At 62.4% G+C, this 23,151-nt stretch carries 19 protein-coding genes; 10 read left to right on the forward strand and 9 right to left on the reverse strand.

Going from position 1 to position 23,151, the window contains the following annotated elements; translation table 11 throughout:
• The 6 genes from ABDX79_RS15990 to ABDX79_RS16015 all read right to left on the reverse strand — a co-directional run.
• Positions 1 to 351: GTP-binding protein (locus tag ABDX79_RS15990; protein ID WP_346221311.1), on the reverse strand; the 351-nt coding region annotated here is incomplete at its 3' end.
• A 57-nt stretch (positions 352 to 408) separates the two neighbouring features.
• Positions 409 to 2,499, reverse strand: a complete 2,091-nt coding sequence (fusA, locus tag ABDX79_RS15995) for an elongation factor G (protein ID WP_346221312.1) — start codon at positions 2,497 to 2,499, stop codon at positions 409 to 411.
• 30 nt (positions 2,500 to 2,529) lie between these two features.
• Positions 2,530 to 3,000: a 30S ribosomal protein S7 gene (gene rpsG, locus ABDX79_RS16000; protein WP_346221313.1), complete on the reverse strand. Its 471-nt coding sequence runs from the start codon at positions 2,998 to 3,000 to the stop codon at positions 2,530 to 2,532.
• Between the two features lie 34 nt (positions 3,001 to 3,034).
• Complete coding sequence (gene rpsL, locus ABDX79_RS16005; protein ID WP_116681349.1) at positions 3,035 to 3,406, reverse strand: 30S ribosomal protein S12; 372 nt, start codon at positions 3,404 to 3,406, stop codon at positions 3,035 to 3,037.
• A gap of 793 nt (positions 3,407 to 4,199) precedes the next feature.
• A complete protein-coding gene (locus ABDX79_RS16010) occupies positions 4,200 to 5,555 on the reverse strand; it encodes a cation:proton antiporter (protein WP_346221314.1) in 1,356 nt (451 codons plus the stop codon).
• Positions 5,556 to 6,559: 1,004 nt separating this feature from the next.
• Complete coding sequence (locus ABDX79_RS16015) at positions 6,560 to 8,782, reverse strand: methyl-accepting chemotaxis protein (RefSeq protein ID WP_346221315.1); 2,223 nt, start codon at positions 8,780 to 8,782, stop codon at positions 6,560 to 6,562.
• A 571-nt stretch (positions 8,783 to 9,353) separates the two neighbouring features.
• Here ABDX79_RS16015 and ABDX79_RS16020 point away from each other — a divergent pair.
• The 9 genes from ABDX79_RS16020 (at position 9,354) to ABDX79_RS16060 (ending at position 19,870) form a co-directional block, all read left to right on the forward strand.
• The gene (locus ABDX79_RS16020) at positions 9,354 to 11,102 is read left to right on the forward strand and encodes a methyl-accepting chemotaxis protein (protein ID WP_346221316.1); all 1,749 of its coding nucleotides are present in this window, start codon (positions 9,354 to 9,356) and stop codon (positions 11,100 to 11,102) included.
• Between the two features lie 354 nt (positions 11,103 to 11,456).
• Entirely contained in the window at positions 11,457 to 12,317 is an 861-nt protein-coding gene (locus ABDX79_RS16025; RefSeq protein ID WP_346221317.1) for an STAS domain-containing protein, read from the forward strand.
• A gap of 4 nt (positions 12,318 to 12,321) precedes the next feature.
• Entirely contained in the window at positions 12,322 to 12,702 is a 381-nt protein-coding gene (locus ABDX79_RS16030) for an STAS domain-containing protein (protein WP_346221318.1), read from the forward strand.
• Positions 12,703 to 12,710: 8 nt separating this feature from the next.
• A complete protein-coding gene (locus tag ABDX79_RS16035; RefSeq protein WP_346221319.1) occupies positions 12,711 to 13,103 on the forward strand; it encodes an ATP-binding protein in 393 nt (130 codons plus the stop codon).
• The gene (locus tag ABDX79_RS16040; protein ID WP_346221320.1) at positions 13,100 to 14,101 is read left to right on the forward strand and encodes an ATP-binding protein; all 1,002 of its coding nucleotides are present in this window, start codon (positions 13,100 to 13,102) and stop codon (positions 14,099 to 14,101) included. Before ABDX79_RS16035 ends, ABDX79_RS16040 begins: the two co-directional genes overlap by 4 nt.
• A complete protein-coding gene (locus tag ABDX79_RS16045; RefSeq protein WP_346221321.1) occupies positions 14,098 to 15,240 on the forward strand; it encodes an ATP-binding protein in 1,143 nt (380 codons plus the stop codon). Before ABDX79_RS16040 ends, ABDX79_RS16045 begins: the two co-directional genes overlap by 4 nt.
• Positions 15,241 to 15,370: 130 nt before the next feature.
• Positions 15,371 to 16,531 carry a molybdopterin-binding protein gene (locus ABDX79_RS16050; RefSeq protein WP_346221322.1) on the forward strand — a complete coding sequence of 387 codons (1,161 nt, stop codon included), beginning with the start codon at positions 15,371 to 15,373 and terminating at the stop codon, positions 16,529 to 16,531.
• The gene (locus ABDX79_RS16055; protein ID WP_346221323.1) at positions 16,528 to 18,474 is read left to right on the forward strand and encodes a molybdopterin biosynthesis protein; all 1,947 of its coding nucleotides are present in this window, start codon (positions 16,528 to 16,530) and stop codon (positions 18,472 to 18,474) included. Before ABDX79_RS16050 ends, ABDX79_RS16055 begins: the two co-directional genes overlap by 4 nt.
• Positions 18,475 to 18,616: 142 nt before the next feature.
• A complete protein-coding gene (locus ABDX79_RS16060; RefSeq protein ID WP_346221324.1) occupies positions 18,617 to 19,870 on the forward strand; it encodes a molybdopterin molybdotransferase MoeA in 1,254 nt (417 codons plus the stop codon).
• Between the two features lie 4 nt (positions 19,871 to 19,874).
• Here ABDX79_RS16060 and ABDX79_RS16065 read toward each other — a convergent pair whose 3' ends face one another.
• On the reverse strand, positions 19,875 to 21,056 hold the full coding sequence (locus ABDX79_RS16065; RefSeq protein WP_346221325.1) for an Mrp/NBP35 family ATP-binding protein: 1,182 nt from the start codon (positions 21,054 to 21,056) through the stop codon (positions 19,875 to 19,877).
• 201 nt (positions 21,057 to 21,257) lie between these two features.
• Between ABDX79_RS16065 and ABDX79_RS16070 the strand changes: the two genes are divergently transcribed.
• Positions 21,258 to 21,548 (forward strand): DUF3144 domain-containing protein, encoded by a 291-nt coding sequence (locus ABDX79_RS16070; RefSeq protein ID WP_346221326.1) that lies wholly within the window; start codon positions 21,258 to 21,260, stop codon positions 21,546 to 21,548.
• Positions 21,549 to 21,814: 266 nt separating this feature from the next.
• On the opposite strand, the gene ABDX79_RS16075 is transcribed toward ABDX79_RS16070, so the two are convergent.
• Positions 21,815 to 22,573, reverse strand: a complete 759-nt coding sequence (locus ABDX79_RS16075) for a DUF3306 domain-containing protein (protein WP_346221327.1) — start codon at positions 22,571 to 22,573, stop codon at positions 21,815 to 21,817.
• On the reverse strand, positions 22,566 to 23,126 hold the full coding sequence (locus tag ABDX79_RS16080; protein WP_346221328.1) for a DUF3305 domain-containing protein: 561 nt from the start codon (positions 23,124 to 23,126) through the stop codon (positions 22,566 to 22,568). The genes ABDX79_RS16075 and ABDX79_RS16080 overlap by 8 nt, the downstream gene beginning before the upstream one ends.
• Positions 23,127 to 23,151 lie beyond the last annotated feature (25 nt).

The raw sequence follows: 23,151 nt of genomic DNA on the forward strand, positions 1-23,151 counted from the left end.
GAGCAGGATGTGCTCACGGGTCTGGGGCATCGGGCCGTCGGCTGCCGAGCAGACGAGGATCGCGCCGTCCATCTGGGCAGCACCGGTGATCATGTTCTTGACGTAGTCGGCGTGGCCCGGGCAGTCGACGTGGGCATAGTGACGGGCTTCCGTCTCGTATTCGACGTGAGCCGTCGAGATCGTGATGCCGCGTGCCTTCTCTTCCGGAGCCGCGTCGATCTGGTCATAGGCGCGGAACTCGCCGAAGAACTTGGTGATCGCAGCCGTCAACGACGTCTTGCCGTGGTCGACGTGACCGATCGTGCCGATGTTCACATGCGGCTTGTTGCGCTCGAATTTGCTCTTGGCCATCCTGGCACTCCATTCACTTAATAACTTGGCTCCTCAGAGCCGGATTGTTTCGCGAGATCAGGCGTATTTCTTCTGGATCTCGTCAGCGACCTGGTTCGGCACCTGCTCGTAGTGATCGAACTGCATGGTGTACTGAGCACGACCCTGCGACATCGAGCGAAGCGTGTTCACATAGCCAAACATGTTGGCCAGCGGCACGAACGCGTTGACGCCCTGAACGATCCCGCGGTTTTCGGTTCCCTGGATCTGGCCGCGCCGCGAATTCAGATCGCCGATGACGTCGCCCATGTATTCTTCAGGCGTGACGACCTCGACCTTCATGATCGGCTCGAGAAGGCGGGGACCTGCCTTCTGGATCGCCTCACGGAAAGCAGCACGCGCTGCAATCTCGAAGGCGAGAACCGAGGAGTCGACGTCGTGGAAAGCGCCGTCCGTCAGCTCGGCCTTGATATCGACCATCGGGAAGCCCGCGATCGGACCGGAGGTCATGACCGAGGAGATACCCTTTTCGACGCCCGGGATGTATTCCTTCGGAACAGCACCACCGACGATCTTGGATTCGAACGAGAAGCCTTCGCCGAGCTCTGCCGGAGCAAAGGAGAGCTTGACGCGAGCGAACTGGCCCGTGCCACCCGTCTGCTTCTTGTGGGTGTAGTCCACATCAGCCGGCCGGGAAATCGTCTCACGATAGGCAACCTGCGGCGCGCCGATATTTGCCTCGACCTTGAACTCACGCTTCATGCGATCGACAAGAATGTCGAGGTGAAGCTCGCCCATGCCGGCGATGATCGTCTGGCCGGACTCTTCGTCGGTCTTGACCCGGAAAGACGGATCTTCAGCCGCGAGACGATTGAGCGCGAGGCCCATCTTTTCCTGGTCGGCCTTGGTCTTCGGCTCGATCGCGATCTCGATGACCGGATCGGGGAATTCCATGCGCTCCAGAATGACCGGCTTCAGCGGATCGCAAAGCGTGTCGCCCGTGGTCGTGTCCTTGAGGCCGGCAAGAGCGACGATGTCGCCTGCATAGGCCTCTTCGATGTCCGACCGGGAATTGGAGTGCATCTGAAGCATACGCCCGATGCGCTCTTTCTTTTCCTTAACGGTGTTCGTCAGGGACGTGCCCTTGGTGAGAACGCCGGAATAGATGCGTGCGAAGGTGAGCGAACCGACGAACGGGTCGTTCATGATCTTGAAGGCCAGCATCGAAAGCGGCTCTTCATCCGACGACTTGCGGATGATCTCCTCGTCGGTCTTCGGGTCGATACCGCGGATTGCCTTCACCTCGATCGGCGACGGCAGGAAGTCGACGACCGCGTCGAGAAGCGGCTGTACGCCCTTGTTCTTGAAGGCAGAGCCACACAGAACAGGCGTGAACCACACATCGCAGGTGCCCTTGCGGATCAGCTTGCGAATTTCGTCGTTCGACGGCATTTCACCTTCGAGATACCGCTCCATCGCGCCTTCGTCCATCTCGACGGCGGCTTCGATCATGGCTTCGCGGTATTCTTCGGCCTGGGCCTGCATATCCTCGGGGATGTCGAGAATGTCCCACTGGGCGCCGAGGGTCTCGTCGCGCCAGACATAGGCCTTCATCTCGATGAGATCGACGACACCCTTGAGCTCGCTCTCGGCACCGATCGGCAGCTGGATAACGACCGGACGCGCACCAAGACGCGACTTGATCATCTCCACGCAGCGGAAGAAATCGGCGCCGATCTTGTCCATCTTGTTGACGAAGATCATCCGCGGGACTTCGTACTTGTCGGCCTGACGCCAGACAGTCTCGGTCTGCGGCTCGACGCCGGCGTTCGCATCAAGAAGAGCGATCGCACCATCGAGAACGCGCAGCGAACGCTCGACTTCGATCGTGAAGTCGACGTGGCCCGGCGTATCGATGATGTTGAAGCGGCGCTTCTTGCCGTCGCGGCCTTCCCAGAACGTGGTGGTCGCAGCGGACGTGATCGTGATGCCGCGCTCCTGCTCCTGCTCCATCCAGTCCATCGTCGCGGCGCCGTCATGGACTTCGCCGATCTTGTGGGACTTGCCGGTGTAGAAGAGAATACGTTCGGTCGTGGTCGTCTTGCCGGCATCGATGTGGGCCATGATGCCGAAGTTACGGTAGTCTTCGATTTTATAATCGCGTGCCATAGGGCTCGTCTCTCGAATTCGAAGCGAAATTTACCAGCGGTAGTGCGAGAAGGCGCGGTTGGCATCGGCCATGCGATGCGTGTCTTCGCGCTTCTTCACGGCGGTACCGCGATTGTTGGCCGCATCCATCAGCTCGCCCGACAGACGATCGACCATGGTGGTCTCGTTGCGATTGCGGGCGGCCGTGATCAGCCAGCGAATTGCAAGGGCCTGACGACGCTCGGGACGAACATCGACCGGAACCTGATAGGTCGCACCACCAACGCGGCGCGAGCGAACTTCCACATGCGGCGCGATGTTCTCGAGCGCCTGATGGAAGATCGCAACCGGCTCCTGCCGGGTCTTTTCCTCGACGGTGTCGAACGCGCCATAGACGATGCGCTCGGCTGTCGACTTCTTGCCGTGATACATGACGGCATTCATGAACTTGGACACGACGAGATCACCGAACTTCGGGTCCGGATTGATCTCTCTCTTTTCGGCGCTATGGCGACGGGACATTTACGAGCTCTTCGTCTTCAATGGTTGCGCGGGATTACTTCGGACGCTTCGCGCCGTACTTGGAGCGACGCTGCTTACGGTTCTTTACACCCTGGGTATCGAGAACACCGCGAATGATGTGGTAACGAACGCCCGGAAGATCCTTCACGCGTCCGCCGCGGATCATGACCACCGAGTGCTCCTGCAGGTTATGCCCCTCACCCGGGATGTAACCAATGACTTCATATCCGTTCACGAGACGGACCTTGGCGACCTTACGAAGCGCCGAGTTCGGCTTCTTCGGGGTCGTGGTGTAGACGCGAGTGCAAACGCCGCGCTTCTGCGGGTTGGCTTCGAGCGCCGGCACCGTGTTTCGCTCGGCAGGCCGTACGCGCGGCTTGCGGATCAGCTGGTTGATGGTCGGCATTTGGGCCTTCCCCTTAACTCTTTCCTCGTTCCCTCACCGGAACGAACCAAATCCTGTGCGACCGACGAGAAGCGATCCAATCGGCCGGTCCATCGTCATGCGCGAAACCGAGCAGCCCGTATTCCGAAAGAATCGGAAAGGCGCTCGGTCGAAAACCAGAGGATCGCCCCGAGAGAAGCGATCGTGTACCAGAGATTTTCGTCTCGTTGATCAAACCTTGTTTGAGGCGCTCAAGGCTCCCGGACGCGTCGTCCAAGGGAAGATTCGGCCTCACATCGGCTTGGTTGCGGCGTACTTAACTAATCCGGGCCCGGGCGTCAACCCAGGAGGTGAGCCCTTTGCAGATCGTTTGATGGCAGCAAAAACCAGCCGGAACCGGCATGGCCGCTGCAACCAATAACATGCGGATATTCAATTTCAAAATTCGACGGAATAAGCCCGGCGGACGCCAATCAATCGTATTTTCGGACGCGTTTAGGTCTGCAATTTTCGGATTGACAGCTAGAATGGATGGCCGGTAGCGGCATTGTTCATACTACTGGCGGCAGGATCTCGACGGTGACCAAGATGGCTTGCGCCAGGCCCACCTCATCCTTGGCTACGCAACGTTTCGCCGATAGCGATGATCCCGCCGGCTGGCGAAGGATTTATAGAAAGCGATTTCACGCTCAAAGTCGGCCCCTGAGTGCTGAAAATCATGCCTTTCGCCTGAACCCCGGACGATATCGTTATGAATGAATGACTTTGACCCGCAGGCTCCTGCACGCCCTGTCACGCCCGGTTGACCAGCCCCTCAGCCTGACCCGTGTTCGACCCGACCGGTTTTAGCAGCCTCGCTTGTCGCTGTATCCCCATCATCCGGATCGGTTTCGTCTGACGGGTCCGCCGGAACGTCTCTCGTCACCACCCGCCGCACAAGGGCGGACAAGGTCATGCCCTGAACAAGAACGGCGAAGACGACGATGGCATAGGTTGCGGTCACGATGATGTCACGCTGGGGTCCGTCGGGAAGCGACAGCGCGAGCGCCACGGAGATTCCGCCGCGAATTCCGCCCCATGTGAGGACCGCGACGATGCCGCGCGAGAACTGCTCGCGGAGGCGGACGATCTGGAAAGGCAGGTAGACCGATACCAGACGCGAAAACAGAAGAAGCGGTATCGCGGCGAGCGCGATGAGAACATGGGTCCAGTCGAAGTCGATCACCAGGAATTCGAGGCCGATCAGCATGAAGAGGACGGCGTTGAGGATGTCGTCGATCAGCGTCCAGAAGCCGTGGAGATAGCGCTGGGTGGTGTCGCTCATGGCGTAGGTGACGCCGCGCTCGCCGATGAGCAGACCTGCGACGACGACGGCGATTGGCCCCGACATGCCAAGCGCATGGGCTGCAGCATAGGTGCCCATGACGAGGCCGATCGAGATCATCACCTCGACGGGATAGTCGTCGATCGCGAGCATCATGCGGTAAGCGACATAACCGGTCACCGCACCAAAGGCCGCGCCACCGAGCGCCTCCGTGGCGAAATCCCCAAAAGCGACCGCGTAGTCGATGCCTTGCGCTCCGGAAGAGCCGGTCGCGGCGGCAAGCAGGATCGTGAAGACGACGACGCCGACGCCGTCGTTGAAAAGGGACTCCCCGGCCATGTCGATCTCAAGGCGCTTGGGCACGCCCTTCATCGTCTTCAGGGTCGCGAGCACCGCCACCGGGTCGGTCGGCGATATCAGGGCGCCGAAGACGAGCGCCCAGCTAAAGGCAAGCTGGATGCCTGCATACTGGCACAGATAGTAAAATCCCGTGCCGCTGATCAGCGTCGAGAGGAGCACGCCCAAAGTCGCCATCAGGCCGACGGACAGGCTGCGGGATTTCAGCGACTGCCAGTCCACATGCAGAGCCCCCGCGAAGAGAAGGAAGCCCAGCATGCCTTCCATCAGGGTCTCGTTGAAATTGATCGAGCCGACGGTCTGGCGAATCTGATTGGTGAAGATGAGGTCCGGTGCGAGGTTTGAGGCGGCGATCACCAGTATCGAGGAGACGAGCGCAAGGACGAGAAGGCCTGCATTGCTCGGCAGGCCGATATAGCGCTTGTTGAGGTATCCGAAGGTCCCCGAGAGCACCATCAGGATCGCCGCGAGATCGAACAGCGTCGGCATGGCGGACGTGCGCTCCTTGAATGAGATGAGATCGGTCGGGGTCCGGGTTTGCCGACGCGTCAAACGGAAACCGGCAGTCCTACGATTCGCAGGCTCTCCCGCGTCATTTGTCTGATCCCGCTGGGCATCACGCAAGAACGCATTTAAAGGATGCGTCTGCGCCGAACCGGCTTAAGGCATCATCGCCGCACCCGCGAATTTCGCCCGCGACGGCTCCAGAGTTGCGGCCACGGACTGTTCCCTTATTTCCTTCGTTGTTGGCCGTGCACTCAAAAACGTGTCCGATTCGGCCAAAGAGGTGCGAAATGATAGAGCGCGGCGGCCGGCAGGACAGTCGCGATGCACCTTTGAACTTTTGCGGAACCGATCGAGAAGGAAGACCGAGTGGGCGCACAGAGCGTGATCGCGGTTCCCGTCATCGACGAGGGCTTCAGCCTGAGGCCTTGAAGCGATACGCGAAATGCTCACGGCCGCTGGCCAGGACACGCCCGTTGCTTTAGTCGTCGTGCAGCATCTCGACCCCGCCCGTGAATGTCTGCTTGCGGAACGGCGCGGCGGGATGCAGGACGATGCCGGTCCGGCAAATCGAGGGTGGAGAATTCGTCCGGCACGGCGAAGCCCACATCAGCCCGCCCGGACGCAAGCGCGAAATCAGGGGCGGTCGCCTCGAACCGACGGACTTATTGCCTCAAGAAATTCTGGGAGCGCGATGGCGCGAAAGGACCGGACAAAGACGCGGCAGCCATATCTGGGTGCCGGGCTGCCCGAGTGGCGAGGTAGCCTGTTCGACGGGCCGCCTGTCGACATTTGTCGAACTTCCGCATTCCCACACGGGGCAGCATTTTCGTGACGTCGGTCGCGCGTACCGGCCTGCACGATATCCTGCCTTGATCAAGGAGCCAGTGAGGTTCTCTCACCTATGGAAAATGTGCCGGCGAAGGGACCAGAGACCGCTGGGGATAACGACGCATCCGAAAGCCGATGGTTGCAAAGGTCAGCCGATATCACGCCGCCTTGCGCCGAGACGGCCTGTCATCACGACGACCGGCACCTTGTGAGCGTGTGGTCTGGAACTGTTCGACCAGCTCCCCGAGGTGGTTGGTCTCGGAGCTGAGGGTTTGAGTCGCAGCCGTGGTTTCCTCGACCATCGCCGCGTTCTGCTGGGTCATCCGGTCCATCTCTTCGGCAGCGGTGGAGACCTCCCGAAGACTGATGGACTGGTCGTGCGCGGTTCTGGCGATGGTCGCGACTTCCTGGGTCATCGCCGAAATCTGCCCGACGATTTCCTCAAGGCTCTTGCCCGATGCCCTCACCAGGGCAACGCCATTGTCCACCTCTTCGCTTGACTGGGAAATCAGCGCCTTGATTTCCTTTGCCGCTTCTGCGGAGCGCTGGGCAAGCCCGCGAACTTCGGAGGCAACGACCGCAAAGCCGCGGCCGGCCTCGCCCGCGCGCGCCGCCTCGACACCTGCGTTGAGAGCGAGAAGATTGGTCTGGAATGCGATCTCGTCGATGACCGCGATAATCTTCCCGATCTCATCAGAGGATCGCTCGATGGCCGCCATCGCCTTGATCGCTTCACCGACCACCTGATTCCCTTTTTCGGCGTCGCCGCAGGCGGTCTCGGCGGAACCGCGTGCGCGTTCCGCGCTTCGGGCCGTGTCATGGATTGCCTGCGCGACCGCAGTCAGTGCAGCCGTCGTTTCCTCGAGCCCTGCAGCCTGCTGCTCGCTGCGCTTGGCGAGATCGTTAGACGCGACCGTGATCTCGTCGAGTCCGCCGCGAATCGAGGAGATTGAGACGACCACGGCACCGATGGCGCCTTCCAGCCTCTCGATGGATTGATTGAACTGGTTCTGGATCGCCTCGTATTCAGGCGCGACGTTTCGCGTCATCCGCACCGTGAGATCGCCCAAGGCGAGCTTGTCGAAAGCGCGACGGATCTCGCCGACAAAATGCTGAAGCTCTTCGGCCTTCGCGCGTTGCTCGTCGGCATTAGCCGCGCGCTCGCGCTCGGTTTCACGGCGCGAGGCCACGGCCGCGCCCTCCGCCGCCTCGCCGGAAGCAAGCGCGTGGCGGAAGCCTTCCAGAGCCTTGGCAAGGGCTCCAACCTCGTCGCCGCGCGCTTGACCTGCCACCGGCGTCGCATAGTCCTTGGCACCGAGCCGTGAGACGGTCTGAAGTAATTGGCCCAGCGGTCGACGCACGAAGCTGACGGAAGCCCCATAGATCGCGCCGAGAGCGACGAGCAGGATCAGGAGACCGCCACCGACCATGGAATAGACTTCGGCGCGAATCGGGGCCGCGATGGTCTCGGTGGGGATGTCGATGATGGTCGCCCAGACCGCGCCGCCTTCCGGCACTGCAAAGGGGAAGATGACGCGCTCCACCGGGACGCCACCGGTTCCGGGAATGGCGTTGAGAACACGCGGGGTGCCGTCGGCAAGGGCTGCCGCCAATTCGCTTGCGCCAACACCCTCGTAAGGCTTCATCATCAGGTCCGGCACCGGCGGGACCAGCCAGTTGCCACCGCCCGACACGAGCAGGACCCGGCCGTCGCCGAAGGGTTGCATGGCCTCGAGCTGCATGCTCAGCGTATCGAGCCTGATATCGACGCCCGCGACCCCGATCTCTCGCCCGTTCACCGAAACGGGAAATGCAATGGAGGTCATGAGCTGCTTGACCTCCGAGGCCATATAGGGCTCCGTTATCGCTCCCCGCCCGCTCTCGGATGCAAGCTTGTACCAAGCGGCGTCGTAGTCGGCTTTGAAGGTGGAGAACTCGATCCCGCCATCAGCGGCACGTGTCCAATAGGGTGCGAAGACGCCATCCTCGTTGGCCCCGGCAAGCGGCTCGACCTCGCCTCCGGCGCTCTTGCCATCGAAAGCGCCGGGACGTTCGGCCATCCAGCTGCCAAAGATGACGTCGTAGTTCTCGACATTGGCGCGCAGCATCGCCATCACGGTCTCGCGCTCACGCATGCCCTGGGCATTCGCTGCGCCAATCGCACCGCTCGTCGCCTTGGCGGCGGACACGGCCATGGCCAGCTGAGTGGAAATGGTATTGGCTACGGCATCGGCCTGCACCTCCGCCTGCTCGAAGACCAGAGCCCGCGTACTTTCGCTCGTATACCAACCCGAAAGCGCAATGGCGCCGACAAGGATCACGGCGACGGACCCACCGGCGACCAACATCAGTTTTGCGGAAAGAGACCGTATGGTAATCAAGGAAGACTTCCCTTCAGGCAGGCGATGAGAGGGCTCGGGCATATGGAGGGCATGGGACGGTAAAGACCTCCCAGACTATAATGAGAAATCTATCTCCATTTCGCTTACATATTATTAGCGAAGCGTGAAGATCCGAGCAGCTGTGAACGTAGCGATGACTGGGGCATGGACGAAGTGATCTGACCAGCCTCGCAAGCCGTGAAACGCTCGGGTCCGAGTTAACGGCTCAGGCGCCGCTTGAGGCTTCGATACGGCCGGACTGAACCAGCCGGACGCGGCATCATTCCCCTTCGGCAGCCTTAGTTTATACAGCCTCGTGCAACGCGCAGCGTTTAGGGTCGCTTAACCGCCGAGCAAGCCCGCGAATTCTGTAGGAAAAAGCAGGAGCGTCCCGAACAAAGCGAGGTGGCTTCTCGCCGAAAGCACAAGGCCACGATTAACCGCTCCTTAAGTCGCTCCATACTATATCTTAAGCAAGCATGATCTTTATATCGACTGCATATCTCAGCCCGCGGACTTTTCACCATTCCAACGGCCGCAGGGCAGTCCGAACGCCAACCTGGACGCCCAAATGAACCCGTTCTCCTCCGATCGCGATATCAAATCCCTTGCTATCGAAGCCTTGCATTCGAACATCATGCTGGCCGACGAGAAGCTCAATATCACCTATCTCAATCCTGAGCTTCATGAGTTCCTGTCGGAGGCTTCCGCAGAGATCCGCGAGCAGCTGCCCAATTTTCACCTCGACAAGCTCGTCGGCAGCAATATCGACATCTTTCATAAAAACCCGTCGCACCAGCGGCGCATGCTTGAAGCGATGAAAGAGCCTCATTCGGCCACCATCAAGGTCGGTACCCGGATTTTCGATCTCCATGTCTCGCCGCTGAGGAAACGCGACAAGATCATCGCCTATGTCGTCGAGTGGTCGGATGCCGCCATTCGCCTCCAGAACGTCGATTTTTCTTTCAAGACGGCTGCCATTCTCCGGTCCCAGGCCGTGATCGAATTCACGACCGATCGGAAGGTGATCTCGGCAAACGAGAACTTCCTCAAGGCAACCGGATATACACTGGACGAGATCGTCGGCCGCGAACATGCATTGTTCCTGGACGCTGCCGAGACCAAGACGCCGGCCTATGAAGAGTTCTGGAAAACGCTCCTCAGTGGCAATTTTCACACCGGCGACTTCCGCCGTATCCGCAAGGACGGCGAAGATGTCTGGCTCCATGCCAGCTACAATCCGATCCGGGACGCGGACGGCAAGATCGTAAAGATCGTGAAATACGCGACCGACGTCACCGGACGGGTGAACGCCGTGTCCGCCATGGGCGCAGCGCTCAGCAATCTGCGCGATGGCGACGTCTCCGCTCGTATCAACGAACGCATGGTCCCGGAACTCGATCAGCTTCGCGTCGATTTCAACGAGGCGATCGAGCGCCTCGACGATGCCCTCGTCAGGGTTGGGAATTCGACGGGCACGATCGGTCGCGGCATGGACGAGATCACGAGCGCTGCTTCAGACCTTTCGCGGCGCACGGAACAACAGGCTGCCAGTCTCGAAGAGACGGTCGCGGCACTTTCGGAGGTCACGCAGGGCGTGACCGAGAACTCGCGGAACGCCCATCAGGCCCAGTCCGCGTCCGAGGATGCCCTGAAGGAAGCGCGAGCCGGCGGTGAGGTCGTTTCCGAGGCGATCCGGGCCATGACAGGCATCGAAGCGTCGTCCCAGAAGATCAGCGGCATCATCGGCGTGATCGACGAGATTGCCTTCCAGACGAACCTCCTCGCTCTCAACGCGGGCGTCGAGGCGGCCCGGGCGGGCGAAGCCGGTCGCGGCTTCGCGGTCGTTGCCTCGGAGGTTCGCGGGCTGGCCCAGCGTTCGGCGGAAGCGGCAAAGGAAATCAAGACGCTCATCAGCTCTTCGACGGAAGAGGTCGAGGACGGCGTGCGTCTTGCCCAGAAGTCCGGCAAGTCGCTGGAGGCCATCGTCGCCCGCGTCGAAGAGGTGAGCGCCCTCGTGAGGCGAATCACGGAAGCCGCGGTCGAGCAGGGCAACACGCTTCGCGAATTGTCCTCGACAGCCGGCGAAATGGATCAGGCAACCCAGCAGAACGCCGCAATGGTCGAAGAGACGACTGCAGCGGCCCAGAACCTGCAGGAGGAGACCGGACGCCTGCGCGAACTGATGGGCGAATTCCGCACAAGCAAGTCAGTCCCATCGCGGACGAATACAGGCCAGAAGTCCGGAACCCATGGCGCGCGGGCGTTGGACGCACGGGTCCGCAACGCTTTCGACGGAGGCGGCAGGAACGTCGCCTGACCCCTGTCCTTTCCGAACGGCCTTTGCGGGAAGAAATGCCGCCGGGTTCGTCCGGCGGCATGATTTCGTGTCCGGCTCCATCAGCCTTGATGCCCCGGCAGTCTCCGTGGCCCAATCGCCGGGTCATCGACATGCCGCGAGCGCGCTCTTAAAAGCGCTGGCCCGATCGTTCGCCGGACATGGGCATCAATAGGATCAGCATCGGCGAACAGGCTGTCGGCAGGTGCGCGACCGCATTCAGGACCAAAAACGGAGCCGCCGGAATTCAAACGCTCAAATGTTCGTCGACATGACGATTTGCCTCTTGCGACAAGACACGTCATAGGCAACCAAACCCTTTGACGAGAGCATGATATGGCGAACGACGTGACGACGGCATCGATCCTGACGGAAAACTATGACAAGGTCCTGTCCGGCTGGTTGAAGGTGCAGGCGAAAGAGGGCGTCAAGCGCACCGATCTCGTCTCCGCGAAAGATTCCGAAAAGCAGAGCCGCGACCTGCTCAATGTTCTGGCGCAGGTCCTGCCAAGTCACACCAGCGCCGAGTTGGCGGAAATGGCGGATCCCAGCTGGGAGCCTGTGCGGGATGTACTGGAAGAGATCGCCGATAACCGCACCCAGCGCGGCGTGTCGACCACCGAAATGGGGTGGTTCATAGCCTCCCTGAAGCAACCGCTGTTCGAAATTCTCCAGTCCGAACTCGCGGACAAGCCACGCGTCCTCATCCGTGAGATCTGGAACACCACGCGGGTGATCGACCAGATCGTCCTTCACGCCATCGAAACCCTCGTCAAGAAGCGCGAAGCGGTCATCGAGCGCCAGCGTGCCGAGATGACCGAGGTCTCGGCACCGGTGGTGAAGATCTGGGATCGCATCGTCACCGTTCCGCTGATCGGAACGCTGGATTCCTTCCGTGCCCAGACCGTGATGGAGAACCTTCTGGAGTCGATCGTCCAGTGGGAGGCCGAAGTCGCCATCATCGACATCACCGGCGTTTCCACCGTCGATACGCTGGTCGCCCAGCATCTTCTCAAGACGGCCTCCGCTGTTCGGCTCATGGGCGCCGAATGCGTCATTTGCGGCATCAGCCCCAAGATCGCCCAGACGGTCGTCAATCTCGGCGTCGATCTTCCCAACATCATTACCCGCATCGACCTGCAAAGCGGCCTCTCCTACGCGTTCGAACGCTCAGGCCAGACACCAGGAAAGCTGTAAGCGCATGAACGCAGGCAGCAACACCACCCCCATGATCACGGTCAGCGGCTGCGTCATCGTCGCAATCCGCGACGATCTCGACGACCAGGACATCGTGACCCTCCAGGACCAGCTCGTGGAAGAGGTCTCGCGCAAAAGCGCCCATGGCGTGATCATCGATATTTCCAGCCTGGAAATCGTCGACACCTTCGCCGGACGCATGCTTGGCGCGATGGCCCAGATGGCCGGCATCATGAATGCCCGCACGATCATCGTCGGCATGCGGCCGGCGGTCGCCATGACGCTCGTGGAACTGGGCATGACGCTCGAAGGGGTGGAGACGGCCCTCAACGCCGACAAGGCCATCGCCATGATCAAGGCCAAGCGGCGGCTCAAGGGCTTGTGAGTACAGATGTGCGATCCGTTACCCTGTCGCAGACGGGGGACGTTGCCTATGCACGGCAGGAGGCCAGCCGGATCATGACACTGATCGGGGCCTCGGCGATCAAAAAGACGAAGTTCGTCACCGCCGTCTCCGAGATCGCTCGAAATGCCGTAATCTACGGCCATGGTGGCGTGATGAGCTTCGAGATTTCCACCGAGGCCGGCCGGCAGAGCGCCATTGCGATCTGCACCGATCGTGGCCCGGGCATCGCCGACGTCAAGACGGCGCTCAGTGACGGCTACAGTACGGGCAAGAGCCTTGGCCTCGGACTGGGTGGAGCCAGACGGCTGGTGGATCGTTTCGACATCCAGTCGGCCGCCGATTCCGGCACCACCGTCACATTGGAATGCAGAGCACGATGATTTCCTTACCCATCCAGGAAGAGAGCCAGGTAGGCGCCGCGCGCCGCACCGCGCTTCAGATCGGCGAAGGCGTCGGGCTTGCGGAGGCCGATCTCGACCGGCTGGCGATCGTCGTGACGGAGGCCTGCACCAATCTCGTCCGCCATGCGAGCGACGGTGAACTTCTCCTCGACGGCATCGGATCTGAAAAGTCGCCCTGCGTGAAAGTCATCGCCGTCGATCAGGGTCCCGGTATCGCGAGCGTGGAAGCGGCGATGGTGGACGGCTTTACAACATCCGGCGAGACCGATCGCGGCATCGGGGGTGGTCTGGGGTCCATGAAGCGCCAGGCCGACCGGTTCGACATCTTCAGCGCCCCTCAGGGCACGACCGTGGTTGCCACCATCGGCGCGCAGAAAAAGGTCCCCGCCAAGACCCTGGATGTCGCTGGCGTGATCGTCCCCAAACCGGGCTTCACCAGCGGCGGGGATGCCTGGGCGATGCGCCGGGAAAAAGATCGCACGGTCATCATGCTGATGGACGTTCTGGGGCACGGTCCGACGGCCGCGCGCGACGGAGAAAGCGGCAGAGAGGCGTTCGAAGAAGCCGGCAAGCGCCCGTTGGAAGAGATCGAGGCCTTCGTATCCGAAGCCATGACCGGATCGCGCGGTGCTGCAGCCCTGTTCGTCGAGATCCCCCATGCGGAGGGACGGTTGCGCGCGCTCGGCCTCGGCAATGTGCGCGGCGACATCGTCATGCCCTCGGGCCAGCGCCACGGCATTGCCTCCCAGCCCGGCATCGTGGGCGCCGGCAGCCGCCGACCCCGGATCGGCGAATATGATTGGACCGAGGACGCGATCCTCATCCTTTCAACCGACGGTCTGAAGACGGCATCGAAGGTGCAAGAGCCTGGCGCGCTCTATTATCGAGGTGCCGACATCATCGCCGCGACGCTCTACAAGCTCAAACGTCGCGGTAGCGACGATGCAGGCATCGTCGTCGCGAGGTCGCGCGCGTGAAGGCCGTGGTCACCTCGATCAGCCTCGCGCAGGACGGCGACGTCTCGCATGCCCGGCGCGCGGCCCGATTGATCGCCAAGGTCGGCGACGCACCGAGCCGTGACCAGATCCGGTTCGCGACCGCCGTCTCGGAGATCGCGCGCAACGCGTTGCAATATGCCGAAGGCGGCGTCGCCGAGTTTTCGTTCCACGAGACCGCCCTCGGTCTTCGGCTGCTCGCCCGCATTCACGACAAGGGCACCGGCATCAGCGATATCGACGGGATGATGCGCGGGCGGCATCAATCCCACAAGGGTCCGGGTCTCGGCCTCAACGGGTCGCGCAAGCTCGTGGACGATTTCGCGATCGAAACCGGCCGCTCGGGCACGCTTATCGATCTGACCCTCAACCTCAAGAGCACGCTCGCGCCGGTCAAGCTGGCCCAGAGCGCGGCGGAAGCTCTGGTTCAGGCCACTCACGGTTCTCCGGTCGAAGAATTGAGCGAACAGAACCGGGCGCTTCGCGATGCGCTGGCGGAGCAGCAGTTCCTGCTTCGCGAGATGCATCACCGCACCAAGAACAATCTCGCGATCATCCAGTCGCTGGCACTCATGCAGGCGCGCCAGTCCGAGCATGCGGAGACGAAGACCGCGCTCACCGAACTGACCGGACGCATTCAGGCCTTCGCCAACGCCCACAATCTACTGCACCAGGCGGACGATGTTTCCCGCGTCGATCTGAAAGCGCATATCGAAACCCTCGCCGATCGCCTGCGCATCGCCTTCGACGAAGGCGGGCTGACGATCGACGTCAATTGCGAACCCCTGACCGTCTCGTTCGACACCGCGACCGAGGTCGGGCTGATCGTCAACGAACTCCTGACCAACGCGCGGAAATATGCCGCAAGCAATGCCGAAGCCGACGGCAGGGTCGAAGTCTCGGCGAAAAAGAGCGATGCGCAGATCCTGTTATGCGTGAAGGACAACGGACCCGGCCTGCCGGGCGGGGCGGCCTCCCTGAAGGAGTCCCGCTCCCTTGGCTGGAGGGTGGTCGAGGGCTGCGTGCGCAAGATCAATGGAACGATCGAGGTGGACGGCTCGGACGGGCTGTCGGTCACGATCGCGTTCCGGGATACCGACGAGGCTGAGGCCGAAGAATAGCCCGCGCCGCCCGACGCCTCCTAAAGGCTGCGCTGTTGCCGCATGAGATCGTCGCGTCCGACAGGCGAGACCGATAGCCACCGGAGCAACCATTGTTGCAGGCGCGCTTTAATGGCATCAGCTTAAAGCGATGAATGAGCTTCCTATTTCACGGTCAGGTCTCTTCCCCTTTGCAGAGACGAGCGAGCGCTGGCTTGCGCGCCTTTCGCTTCTCGCCCCGATAAGGATCGATTTGGGCGGGCCGCCGGGGCGCGGCACCGATATCCGGGCCAATGGTCGAGGCGGTATCGTCGCCGAAGCGGCCGTAAGCCCCCATGCCGTCCCCGAGGTGGATCGCGCCGCGCTCGACGGCTGGGCGATGGCCTCCGCCAGTCTCGTATCGGCCTCTGCCTATGCGCCCGCCATGCTGATGCCGCCGCCGGCCTTTGTCGCCATTGGTGAGGCGATGCCTGAGGGATGCGATTGCGTGGTGGAGAACAAGTTCGTCTCGCTCGACGGCCCGATGTCAGAGGTCCGCGTTTCAGCGGCTCCCGGCGCCGGCGTACTGCGGGTGGGGGATGATGTCTGTGAAGGCGCGCAACTCTTTCGACGCGGCGATCTCGTGGATGCGACAACGATTGCGCTGGCGAAGGCGGCAGGCTTGTCGCAGCTGATGGTGCGACGACCGGCGGTTCGGCTGATCGATGTGTCAGACAGCGCCGAGCCGGGACCGACCACCACCCTTATCGGCGCGCTCATCGAAGAGGCAGGCGCACACCTATCCATCGACCGCGCACCGCGCAAAATCGAAGCCGTCGCCAACGCCTTCCAAGATGCGAAAGCCGACCTGATCGTCACCATCGGCGCAACCGGCGACGGCCCGGACGACGTGATCGCCAATGCTATCCGGCAGGCGGGAACCCTAGAGGCCCATCGCCTCGCCATTCATCCCGGCAGGACGACAGCGCTCGGTACGATCGGCAGAACGCCGGTCCTTGCCATGTCCGGTCGCGCGCCGGACGCATTCGCCATCGCACTCACACTGCTTCTTCCGGCTCTCAGACGATTGTCCGGGTCGCCGGAGCCCGAGACGGGATATCTCTCGCTCACCCGCAAGATCACCTCCCAAATCGGCTTTGCCGAGCTTGCTTTGCTGAGGCGCGAGGGGACATCGTGTATGCCCATTGCCATCGGCACCTTGCCCTTATCGTCGCTGACGCTGTTCGATGCGTGGGCGCTGTTTCCGGCCGCATCGGAAGGCTATGCGGCGGGCACGACGATTACGGCTAACCTCTTCAGGGAACACGCGTGAGCGAAACCTCCAAAACCTCAAGAGCCGCGCCCCAGTCGCAATTCCTCACCATTCTTTCGCGTGAAGAAGCACTTTCGCGGTTCGAAGCCGCCCTGTTCCCGCGCGATCTGCCAACCGAGATCGTCTCGCTCGGTGATGCGCTCAGCCGTGTCCTAGCCGAGGATATCATCTCGCCCAGGGATGTGCCGGGCTTCGATCGCGCGAATGTCGACGGCTTCGCCGTCAGGGCCGAGGATCTGGCGGAGGCCGGCCCAACACGGCCCGTCGCCCTCACGCTCAACGACGAGGTTCTTGCATGCGGCGTTGCGCCTCGGCTCGATGTCTCGCCTGGCACCGCGACGCCAATTTCCACCGGCGGCGTCATCCCCCGCGGTGCTGATGCCGTACTGATGATCGAACACACCGAGCCTTTGGACGGCGTCCGGATCGAGGTCGCGCGCTCGCTCGCGCCCGGCCGCTTCATCGCCTTTGCCGGCTCAGATCTTGCGCGCGGGGAAACCTTCCTGCGGTCCGGCGCACGCATCGGCCCGCCCGAAATCGGCATGATGGCCGCCTGCGGCCTCGATCGCGTCCGGGTCATCCAAAAGCCTTCGGTCGCTGTGCTTTCTACAGGCGACGAACTCGTTCAGCCGGGAGAGACGGCGGGCCCTGCCCAGGTTCATGATGCCAATGGCGCGATCGTCTGCGCGACGATCCGCGAAAACGGCGCGAACGCCCACTTTCTGGGCGCCTTCCCCGACGATGAGGTCCGGCTCGAAGCCGCCATGCGCGACGGGCTGAGAAACCATGACATGCTGGTCCTGTCCGGCGGCACGTCGAAGGGGCACGGAGACGTCACCTATCGTATTCTCGAACGCCTCGGCGAGCCCGGCGTCATCGCCCACGGCGTCGCGCTGAAGCCCGGCAAGCCCCTCTGCCTTGCGGTCGCGGACGGTAAGCCGATCGTGGTCCTGCCCGGGTTCCCCACCTCCGCGATCTTTACCTTCCAGGATATGATCGTGCCGGTGCTCAGGCGTCTCGCAGGCCTGCCGCCGCGTTCCGATGCGTCCGCCTCCGCGCGTGTCGCCGTACAGATCCCCTCCGAACTCGGCCGTGCGGAATTTGCCATGGTCTCGCTGGTCAGCGGCGAAGATGGGCTCGTCGCCTATCCGACCGGCAAGGGCTCCGGCGCGATCACCTCCTTTACCCAGGCCGATGGATTCGTGCGCATCGATCCGCTCGCCGACGAATGGCCGGCCGGCAAGACGGGTGACGTTTCGCTGTTTTCGCCCAATCTCCAGCTGCCCGATCTCGTCGTGATCGGCAGCCACTGCACGGGCCTCGACCGCATTCTCAGCCTGCTTGTCCGAGACAATATCGCCGCCCGGTCGATCGCCATCGGCAGCCTTGGCGGATTACAGGCGGTCAAGCGCGGCGAATGCGATCTCGCACCGATCCATCTTCTCGATGCAAGGACCGGGCGGTACAACTCCCCTTTTCTCGGCGATGACCTGACGTTGATACCCGGCTGGCGTCGCATGCAGGGCCTCGTCTTCCGCAAGGGCGATGTACGGTTCGAAGGAAAAAGCCTGGAGGACGCGCTTCAGGCGGCGCTCGCCGATCCCGAATGCCTGATGGTCAATCGTAATAGCGGTTCGGGCACCCGCATCCTCATCGATGGGCTACTCAAGGGCGCGCACCCGGCCGGCTACTCCAACCAGCCGCGCTCCCATAACGCGGTCGCCGTCGCCGTCGCCCAGCAGCGCGCCGACTGGGGCGTGACGATCGAGCCTGTATCACGAGCCTCCGATCTCGGCTTCATCGCGATCGCCAAGGAGTTTTACGATTTCGCCCTTCGATCGTCGCGGGCCGAACGGCCATCGGTTCGCCGCTTCGTCGAGACCCTCAATTCGGACGAAGGCCGTCAGGCGCTTCGAGACGCCGGTTTTGAACCAGCCTCCTGATCGGGTGCCGCCTCCACTGGTAATGACGCTAACGGATGTTGGAAAATCGGGACTATTTCGCTGACGGAAAGAGGCTGGAGCGACCCGCCATTCTTTGCTAAGGGGCGGATAGAAAACAACATTTTCAGGATATGCCGACCCCATGGCGCAACTTTCCGACGATTGCTTTGCCTTTGGCGGGCCTATGATGTCGGTCGCGGAGGCAGGAGCCCTCATTCGCGAGCGCCTACACGCGGTCGGCTCGAGCGAAACCGTATCCTTGAGCAACGCCGATGGTCGGATCCTTGCCGAGGATGTCGCCGCACCGCTCGACCTGCCGCCCTTCGCCAATTCGGCGGTCGACGGCTACGCGATCTGCGGTGCCTCGATCCCGAGAGAGGGCGAAACCACGCTTTCGGTGTCCGGCCATATCCAGGCCGGCACCGCGCCCAAACGGCTCGTGCCAGGCAGCGCCGCGCGGGTGTTCACCGGCGCGCCGATGCCGGAGAACGCCGATACCGTTTACATGCAGGAAGATGTCCAGCTCGTCGACGACCACCGCGTCAGCCTGCCAGCTGGTCTGAAGCGCGGCGCGAACACCCGTCCGGCCGGCGAAGACGTCTCGAAAGGGCGAACGGTTCTTTATGCGGGCCGGCGACTGCGACCGCAGGATATCGCCCTCGCCGCCGCTTTGGGCCTGACGCAGCTGACCGTGCGTGCCCGCGTGCGGGTCGCGATCTTCTCCACCGGCAACGAATTGACGGAACCGGGCGAAACGCGCGGCCCGGCGCAGCTCTTTGATTCAAACCGCACGATGCTGATCGCCATGGCGCGACGCCTCGGGGCCGCAGTCACGGATCTCGGCATTCTGCGCGACGATCACGCGGCGATCGCTGCCGCGCTTACCGAAGCGGCTCAGGATCACGATCTCATCCTCACCTCTGGCGGCGTCTCCACGGGTGATGCCGATTTTGTCAAGGACGCGCTTCAGGACACCGGATCGCTCGTCCTCTGGCGCATCGCCATCAAGCCGGGGCGTCCGGTCGCCATGGGGATTGTATCCGGTACGCCGCTGATCGGCCTGCCGGGCAATCCAGTCGCAAGCTTCGTCACCTTCGCCCATGTGGCGCGGCCCGCGATCCTCGCACTCGGCGGCGGCACTCCGCCGGCAGCGCATGCTTTGCCGCTTCGCGCCGCCTTCGCTTATCGCAAGAAGAAGGACCGGCGCGAATATGTCCGCGCCAGCCTGCGCACCGGTGAGGATGGCCTGACAGAGGCGGTGAAGTTCCCAAGGGAAGGCGCCGGCCTCATCTCCTCGCTCGTCGGCACCGACGGTCTCGTCGAGCTTCCCGAGGACGTGACCGAGATCGCTGAAGGCGACATGGTCGCCTTCATTCCCTACGAAACGCTTTTCTGATCTCCTACTCGAACACGATCGAGGGGGCGCTCACCATGCCGCGCTCTTCCTCCACACGCTGCCACGCCTTGGAGGCGATGTCGCGGTAGATTGCAGCGTGCGAGCCGTCCTTGTCGGCGACGACGATCGGCGTGCCACCGTCCGAGGTCTCCCGGATGCGCATGTCGAGCGGGATCTCACCCAGGAATGGCACCCCGATCCGCTCGGCCTCGCGTTTCGCGCCGCCATGACCGAAGATATCATGCCGTCCGCCGCAGTCGGGGCAGAGGAAATAGCTCATATTCTCGACGATGCCGAGGATCGGCACGTCCACCTTGCGGAACATGGCAAGCCCCTTGCGGGCATCGATCAGCGCCAGATCCTGCGGCGTCGAGACGATCACCGCGCCGGCGAGCGGCACGTTCTGGGCCATGGTCAGCTGGGCATCGCCAGTCCCCGGCGGCATGTCGACCACCAGAACGTCGAGCTCGCCCCATTCCACCTCGCGCAGCATCTGGGTGATCGCCGAGATCACCATCGGCCCGCGCCAGATCATCGGCGTTTCCTCGTCGACGAGGAAGCCCATGGACATGACCTTGATGTCATAGGCCTCCATCGGCCGGATGATGCGTCCGGACACGGGCTGCGGCCGCCCGGAAATGTGGAGAAGGCGCGGCATGGAAGGGCCGTAGATATCGGCGTCCAGAATGCCGACCTTCAGCCCGTTCGCTGCAAGCCCAAGCGCCAGATTGACCGATGTCGTCGACTTGCCGACGCCGCCCTTGCCCGAGGCAACGGCGATGATCGCATTGATGCCCGGCACGTTCGCCTTTTCCGGAGTCGGTGCCGCGCTCTGGGCGCGTTTTGCCATCGGCGGCGGCACGGCGGCGGCCTGATCGCGCGTCGGAGCCGGTCGCACCGGCTGGGCCGGGGGCCGCGCAGCACCGGAACCCGAGGCCTTGGCCTCGGCGGTAAGCGCCACGACGGCCTTTTCGACGCCTTCAACGGTCATCGCCGCTTTTTCGGCGGCAACGCGCAAGGGTTCCAGCTCTTCGGCCCGGTCGGCCGGAACGGTCAGTGAAAAGAACACCTTGCCATCGCTGGCGAAGATTTCCGAAACAAGACCCAGATCGACGATATTGCCGGTCAGATCAGGGCCTTTCACGCGGCGAAGCTGCTCGCGAATGCTATCCTTGTCGATGGCCAATCTCTATGTCTCGCTGCTCGTCTCGCATCGCGATGTCCTCCGTCACGAAGAAGAGGGGCGCGAATCGAAATGGGGGTTTTTCGGCGCATCGCGGCACTGCCGCTGTCGCCTCGCTCGTGCCGTCTGATAAGGCATTGAAGGCCACGACGCCACGGGTCTCTCGTAAATCCCATGCTGAGCGCCACTGGAGGACAAGAAAACATGACATCCCGTTCCAAGAGCGATCCAGACGCCGGCGCGCCCGCGCCCAGGCCCATCTCCGGTGAAGCCTTCGTGCGGCTCGCGGATCGCTTCATCGATGTTGCGAACCGCGCCAACAAGAAGCAGCCCGCGACCGATATCCATATGGCGTTTCTCTACGGCGCGGCCCGTTACAACGCCTTCGTCGCCCGCAATATCCGCGAGATCGAGGACGACGAGACCTTCGTCGAAGAGATGGCCGGCATTTACAAGGAGATGCTGCGCAATCACCTCGCCGACCCGGACGTGTAAACCCGGCGGATCGATGCCGGTCCGGTGACATCATGGGCAGGCGTATCAGACCGCCGGACAAATGAATTGACCCCGCAGGTCAATTTTCGTCCGACGATTGGCTCAGGCGCCGCTCGGGCTCCCGGCGGCCTTATGAAACCGTTGGCTTCAAAGGCCCCTCGGCATAGGAGCATCAGACCCAATATCCGAATTGGATCTGATATTCCTACCTTGCTGGTTGCGCATCGAATTTCCCGAAAACCGGAAGCGACTTTCGGTCCGGCGTTTTAGCCCGCCAGCCTCCGCCTCAGGGACACGCGTCGGCGAACCGCCGGCTCTTCCTCGTCCGGCTGGGGTTTCTGCTCCGCAGCTTCGGCGATGTCCGGCTCAACCTCTGCGGTGCCGGGCTCTGCCTCCACCTCGGCGATGGATAGAACCGGCTCTGCCCCATCCGCCTCGGCGTGAGCCTCGCCGGTGTTTTCAGCAAGTCCGGCCTCGGCCCTCTGGTCCACCGCTTCGTTCTCGGCGATAACCTCCGGCGGCTCGGACGCAGCAGCCACCCCCGATGCATCGTCCCCGATGCGAAGCCGCCCGGTCAGCTGTTGTGCAGTCTGCTCGGCCTCGCTCAGGAAACCCCGACCTGCCTGCCAGAGCGACTTGTAGACATTATGCGCCGGATTGCGAAAATCCTCGTCATAGTCGTTCAGCCCGTCGAGATTGGCAAAGACCGGATTGGTCGTCCAGAGCTTGCGCATCGCCTGACGCTTCAAGAGCTGCGGCACGCCCTTCTTGAAGAACGCCGAGAAATCGTCGCCCTTTTGCAGGGTCTCGATATCGATCGCTTCCGCAGCCTGACGATTGAGCTCCATCTCGGCAAGCTCTTCGGCCTCGCGGGCAAAACGCGCCTCCGCCTCGGCCAGGGCTTCCGGATCGTCGGCATGGTCTTCAGCCGGAGCAATCTCGGATGCGGCCTCTTCCTCGACCACCGCGCGCTTTCGCCGCGACCAGCGCGACAGGAAGCTGCCTTCGGTCTCGCCCTCAGCCATTGGACTGACCCTCACCGCCCTCACTGCTCAAGGAAGGGCCCGGACGCTCGAAGATCGGTTCCTTGCCGAACAGCTGCTCCTCCATGTCCACCTTGTCGCGGCGGCGCTTCTTGAAGACCTCCTCCGTGTGGTGGCGGTTGCAGAAGTCCTTGAGCACGCTCTCGATCTCGGGCGGCATCGCGACGCGCTCGACGATTTCCTCGCCGCTGTCATCGAGGTCCTGCGCAAGATAGGGCGAGGCCGTCACCACATGGACGAACCACGGCAAGGGATGATCCGGGCTCGTCGTCTTTCGCAGCGCCACGAACAGCGCTGGCACGTGCGCGTTGAAATTATGGACATAGGCTTCGGTCTCGGTCGCGTGGACGGTCAGCTCGTGAACGCCCATGAAATAGCGCGTGCGCTCTTCGTCGCGCATGATTTCGTGGCCGACCACGAAGCCATCCGATGGCGGCATGACACCGACCGGCACCCAGATTTCCTTCACCCAGCGCGATTTGGGCCGGCGCTTTTCGGCGAGAACACCAAGCTTGATCGTCAGTTCGCGGGACAATGGCGGCCATTCCTTTCGGCTGCGA

The sequence above is a fragment of the Fulvimarina fulva genome, assembly GCF_039652615.1.
GTDB lineage: Bacteria > Pseudomonadota > Alphaproteobacteria > Rhizobiales > Rhizobiaceae > Fulvimarina.

What these genes read in the sequence shown, in the direction of transcription:
- ABDX79_RS16060 (WP_346221324.1), top strand. Translation starts at nt 18,617, where the DNA reads ATGGCGCAACTTTCCGACGATTGCTTTGCCTTTGGCGGGCCTATGATG.
- ABDX79_RS16020 (WP_346221316.1), top strand. Translation starts at nt 9,354, where the DNA reads ATGAACCCGTTCTCCTCCGATCGCGATATCAAATCCCTTGCTATCGAA.
- fusA (WP_346221312.1), bottom strand. Translation starts at nt 2,499, where the DNA reads ATGGCACGCGATTATAAAATCGAAGACTACCGTAACTTCGGCATCATG.
- ABDX79_RS16040 (WP_346221320.1), top strand. Translation starts at nt 13,100, where the DNA reads ATGATTTCCTTACCCATCCAGGAAGAGAGCCAGGTAGGCGCCGCGCGC.
- ABDX79_RS16050 (WP_346221322.1), top strand. Translation starts at nt 15,371, where the DNA reads ATGAATGAGCTTCCTATTTCACGGTCAGGTCTCTTCCCCTTTGCAGAG.
- rpsL (WP_116681349.1), bottom strand. Translation starts at nt 3,406, where the DNA reads ATGCCGACCATCAACCAGCTGATCCGCAAGCCGCGCGTACGGCCTGCC.
- ABDX79_RS16070 (WP_346221326.1), top strand. Translation starts at nt 21,258, where the DNA reads ATGACATCCCGTTCCAAGAGCGATCCAGACGCCGGCGCGCCCGCGCCC.
- ABDX79_RS16075 (WP_346221327.1), bottom strand. Translation starts at nt 22,573, where the DNA reads ATGGCTGAGGGCGAGACCGAAGGCAGCTTCCTGTCGCGCTGGTCGCGG.
- ABDX79_RS16030 (WP_346221318.1), top strand. Translation starts at nt 12,322, where the DNA reads ATGAACGCAGGCAGCAACACCACCCCCATGATCACGGTCAGCGGCTGC.
- rpsG (WP_346221313.1), bottom strand. Translation starts at nt 3,000, where the DNA reads ATGTCCCGTCGCCATAGCGCCGAAAAGAGAGAGATCAATCCGGACCCG.
- ABDX79_RS16010 (WP_346221314.1), bottom strand. Translation starts at nt 5,555, where the DNA reads ATGCCGACGCTGTTCGATCTCGCGGCGATCCTGATGGTGCTCTCGGGG.
- ABDX79_RS16025 (WP_346221317.1), top strand. Translation starts at nt 11,457, where the DNA reads ATGGCGAACGACGTGACGACGGCATCGATCCTGACGGAAAACTATGAC.